The following is a 4,945-nucleotide window of genomic DNA, read 5'->3' on the forward strand; positions in this document are numbered from 1 at the left end:
GAGGCTTAAGCTGGTACGACGTTTGCTTAAGTAACAAATAACAGAGGAGAACAATGAGCAACGTTCTTTATCTGAAATGAACTTCACCAAAGGATACGCTGCTGGGGAGTATAGCCGAACCTTCCCTTGTCGGGACTGTTTGGGCGAGCGCCTATACACTCAGCGGCGTCCTTTTTTTAGTTTTGAACGCAATCGAACAAAACTGATAAATCTATCTTAAAATGATCTTTAGGGATTTACCAGTCTTTTCCGTAGAGAAAGTTCACTTTCGTTCTTCAGCAACCCCTAAGCGGTGGTGCTCTTTTTTTCCTGATCAAGTTTCTTATTCGCAGAAACCGGTTTCATAATCAGGAGACCCAACGGCGGCAGATTCAAAGTGATACTGTGATCCATGCCGTGGCTCTTAATCTTTTCGCTGTACACGCCCCCTGCATTTCCGATATTGGAACCACCATAGATTTTGGCATCACTGTTAATAATTTCGTGGTAAAAACCGGGTTTGGGGACACCAATCCGATACCCGTCTCGTGGTACCGGAGTAAAATTTCCAATGACAATCACATGCTCATTGCCGCCGGTGGAATTTCTTCGAAACGCAAAAACACTGTTTTTGGAATCGTCGCACTGGATCCACGAAAATCCTTCAGGCGTGAAATCTGTTTCGTAGAGGGATTTTTCTGATCGATACAGGTGGTTCAAGTCGCCGATCAATCGACGGATTCCGTCATGTTTTTCATGCCCGATCAGCTTCCAGTCAAGTTCATTATCGTGATTCCATTCATGCCATTGAGCCAGTTCGCCTCCCATGAACAGCAGTTTTTTCCCGGGCATGGTATATTGGTAGCCGTACAGCAGCCTCAGGTTGGCAAACTGTTGCCACATATCACCGGGCATTTGTGACAGTAAAGACCGTTTGCCGTGAACAACTTCGTCATGAGATAATGGCAAGACAAAGTTTTCCGTGAATGCGTAAATCATTCTGAAGGAGAGTTCGCCCTGGTGGTGTGAGCGATAGATCGGGTCGAAATGCATATAGCGGAGCGTATCATTCATCCAGCCCATATCCCATTTCATATTGAATCCTAATCCACCATTGTAGACCGGATGAGACACGCCGCCCCAGGATGTGGATTCTTCCGCGATGGTCAGAATTCCGGGATACGCTCCATGCAGGCTGATATTGGCGTCTTTCAGGAATTGGATCGCTTCCAGATTTTCCCGTCCCCCGCTCGGGTTGGGCAACCATTCCCCTTCCTCGCGTGAGTAGTCCAGGTAGAGCATCGAGGCGACGGCGTCGACGCGCAGCCCATCAAAGTGATATTTATCAATCCAGAAATGCGCACTCGATAATAAAAAGTCACGGATTTCATTTCGGCCGTAGTTGAAGATATAGGTGCCCCAGTCCGGGTGAAAACCTTTCCGCGGGTCTTCATGCTCGTACAGACAGGTTCCATCAAAGCGTCCCAGGGAGTGCCCGTCCGTAGGAAAATGGCCGGGAACCCAGTCAAACAGCACTCCGATCCCCGCCTGGTGGCAGTAATCGACGAAATACATCAGGTCATGCGGGGTGCCAAAACGACTTGTCGGCGAAAAATAACCTGTGGTCTGATAGCCCCAGGAACCATCGAACGGATGCTCTGTAATCGGCATCAATTGAATATGGGTATAACCCATTTGCTGCACATATTCGATCAGTTGTTTGGCGAGTTCACGATAGGTAAAAAACTGGCGGCCATCTTTCGGGCGTTTCCAGGAGCCCAGGTGAACTTCATAAATCGCCATCGGCTGGTTATGCCAGTCGGTTTCTTCCCGTTTTTTGAGCCATGCTGAATCCTGCCAGGGAAAGTTTTCGAGATTATAAACGATCGACGCCGTTTTGGGACGCAGTTCTGAATAGAACGCGTAGGGATCGCTTTTTTCGAAATACTCCCCGTTTTCGCCGCGCAAGCTGAATTTGTAGGCTTCGCCTTCAGAAATTTTCGGAATGAATCCGGACCAGACACCGGCATCACTGGAATTCAGATAGTTCTCACCGTGTTTCCAGTGATTGCTGTCGCAAATGATACAGACTTCTTGTGCATTGGGTGCCCAGACGGCAAATCGAGTTCCCTTGATGCCGTTAACTTCGTCAAGGTGTGCTCCCATTGATTGATACATAGTACAGTGCATTCCTGTCTTTAGTGCGTGAAGTTCTGCGGGTGTAAATAATGCGCGACAGACCTGGGTCTTGTGTTTTTGACTCTGCGTACGCCAAAGGTCAGTCGGTCGATTGCGGCCCGTTTCGAAATGAGGGGATTGACTCATTTAAGTTATTTATTTCACCGTCAGTTTATATGAATCTGCGAGCTTCAAAATCATCATAATCAGCAAGCCTATTATAACTAGATTTCGACCAGATTGTTACCCATCCTTAATGCGGTTTTTCAGTCTCGAACAGTTCCTGCAGTCCAGCCCGATTTTCGTCTGTCTGAAGAGGCAATAGTTAAGCTGTACCAGTCATGCCTGTTGTTATGGCTGCGCAAATAACGGCGGTCTGGGGGGATGAAGCACTCAGAAGTCCCGCAACATGGTTGAAATCTGGAATTTCGTCAAGCTTTACTCAAGTGGCACGAGTTGCAGCAAACTATAATTCAGTGTCGTCATTTCTTGTAAACCAATACTTCTGATCCTGACGCAGATAATCTGGTTGGGAATCAGTGTGGTTAAAGGTTCTGTTTTGTCCATTCATCGAAGTGCTCTGTTGATCGTCGGACCATTGGTCCTGATGGCAGGCTTTTATTTTCTGATCTTCTCTGAAGCTCAGGAAGGGAGAGCTTCGTCGAATGCGGTCCGTCTCAGTGCACCACCGGAAATGTACAAATCACCGCCGCAGATCAAGACGCCGCCGCCGAAATCTCTGCTGCAGGCCGAATGTGAAGCACAGGCAAAAGTAATGCAGCAACGCATTTCGATTCCGATCAACGTGATGGTCAAAACGCCCTACGTCCTGATCGGCGATTACGAACATGACACCTTAGACGCGCTTTATCGAAAAACCATCCTGCCGACACAATATGCCTTGAACGTTTCCTATTTTGATTCTCCACCGGATCGGCCGATTACCATCATCGCCCTCTCCAGCCAGGAACGATATCAGCAGGTGGCTCACGATCTCGATCGGAGAAAAACGGGTTTGTATTACGGATACTTCCAGGCCAATGAGATGCGGATCGTGCTCAACCTGACGACCGGGAGCGGGACTTTGGGGCACGAACTCACACACGCTCTGGCGCGGGTTGATTTTCCCGGCATGCCGGAATGGTTCGATGAAGGGCTGGCCTCTTTACATGAGCAGTGTGAATTTTCAGATGAGCAGAATCAACTGGTGGGCATCTCAAACTGGCGGGTGCAATTACTGCTGTCTGCTTTGGACCGGAATCAGCTGCCCGACTTAAACGCACTGGTTCAACAGACCAGAATCAGCAAGGAACGGGAGGCACTCACCTACGCATACTCCCGTTATTTCTGCCTTTATCTTCAGCAGAAACGACTCCTGTCTCCCTTTTATCGGAAACTGCGTACGAATCAGGAGACCGATCAAACCGGCAAGCTAACATTACAGCAGTTGCTGAACGTGGACGATCTGTCTGAAGTTGATGCTGATTTTCAGAATTGGCTCACAGGTTTTCGCGTCAATTCAAAGCGTTAAAAGTAGACGGACCTGACTCTTCCCACAGGGGAGAACTCTGAAATAAACGTTCTCTAAAATAAATGCTGCCTGCGACTATTCTCTGGATTTCGGCAGCTTCCTATAATGAAGTCTCGTTTACTTCTGATCTCCTGGCAATGGTAATAGATGCTCTATGAATAATCCCGGATTACGCGTCTGCAGTTTCGAAAGTCGTAAAAGCGAGGCGATGCAGACCTTGATTGAGCGAAATCAGGCAATACCCACGCTCGTCCATTCCATGGATGAAATTCCGCTGGAAAATAATGAGCAGGTAAAAACGTTCTGCGAAAAATTATTCCGCGATGAAATTGACGTGATTGTATTTCTGACGGGCGTTGGTGCGACCGCCCTGCTCGAAGCGGCGGAATTATATTTTCCGCGTGAACAGTTTCTGAAAGCGCTCAAAAAAATCATCGTCACGGTGCGCGGGCCGAAGCCGACGGTTGTTCTGCGAAACTGGGAAGTCCCCATTCATTATTCGGCTCCCGAGCCCAATACCTGGCATGAAATCATTACTGTCTGGGATCAACAGAAATTTTCGGTTACGGGTAAACATATTATGGTGCAGGAATATGGAAAGCCGGTCGAAGAGTTTTATGATGAACTCCGCCAGCGCGGCGCGCAGGTCCTGCCGATCGCCGTTTACCGCTGGGCCTTACCGGAAGATACCAGCGGCCTGCGGAAAGCGGTGCACGCGACGATTCAAGGCGACTTCGACGTTTTAATGTTTACCAGCGCACAACAGATCGTACACGTACTCCAGATTGCAGAAGAAGAAAATGTAAAAGACGACTGGATGCAGGCCGCAGGAAAAACCATGCTTGCCTCCGTGGGACCTGCCTGTTCGGAAGCATTACAACAGGCCGGACTTTCTGTCGACTTTGAATCCAGCCCCCCCAAAATGGGCCCCCTTGTCAAAGATGCCTTGCAGGCAGCCCCTGAAATTCTGGCAAAAAAACGCTGAGTTCATCCCCTGAATCCGGTTGTTTCCGGGAATCCTGCCCTGTCGGAATTTCGGTTAGCTTTGATAGCTGCTAAAATAATTTTTACTGCCAATCAATTAGATAATCGTACTTGAAAGAGCTGAAAATGAATTCTCAAGTGGCTGAGAGCGCCAACTATCAGAATAGTCGTTTTATGAAAGCGGTCCGCCGCGAACCTGTGGATACAACACCCGTCTGGATCATGCGACAGGCGGGCCGATATCTGCCCGAATACATGGCCGTCCGCAGTAAA

General features: G+C 48.6%; 4 protein-coding genes. 3 read left to right on the forward strand and 1 reads right to left on the reverse strand.

The annotated features are described in order from the left end of the window. Window positions 1-285: 285 nt before the first annotated feature. Window positions 286-2,304 carry a 1,4-alpha-glucan branching protein GlgB gene (glgB, locus tag Q0294_RS02485; RefSeq protein WP_299460585.1) on the reverse strand — a complete coding sequence of 673 codons (2,019 nt, stop codon included), beginning with the start codon at window positions 2,302-2,304 and terminating at the stop codon, window positions 286-288. 412 nt (window positions 2,305-2,716) lie between these two features. Between glgB and Q0294_RS02490 the strand changes: the two genes are divergently transcribed. From Q0294_RS02490 to Q0294_RS02500, 3 genes are all read left to right on the forward strand, one after another. Then, entirely contained in the window at window positions 2,717-3,688 is a 972-nt protein-coding gene (locus Q0294_RS02490) for a hypothetical protein (protein WP_299460587.1), read from the forward strand. Window positions 3,689-3,842: 154 nt separating this feature from the next. After that, entirely contained in the window at window positions 3,843-4,673 is an 831-nt protein-coding gene (locus Q0294_RS02495; protein WP_299460589.1) for a uroporphyrinogen-III synthase, read from the forward strand. A 125-nt stretch (window positions 4,674-4,798) separates the two neighbouring features. Then, the coding region (locus tag Q0294_RS02500) for a uroporphyrinogen decarboxylase family protein (RefSeq protein WP_299460591.1) at window positions 4,799-4,945 on the forward strand (147 nt) is incomplete at its 3' end.

Origin of the sequence: uncultured Gimesia sp. (genome assembly GCF_937919775.1) — a bacterium.
Taxonomy (GTDB): domain Bacteria; phylum Planctomycetota; class Planctomycetia; order Planctomycetales; family Planctomycetaceae; genus Gimesia.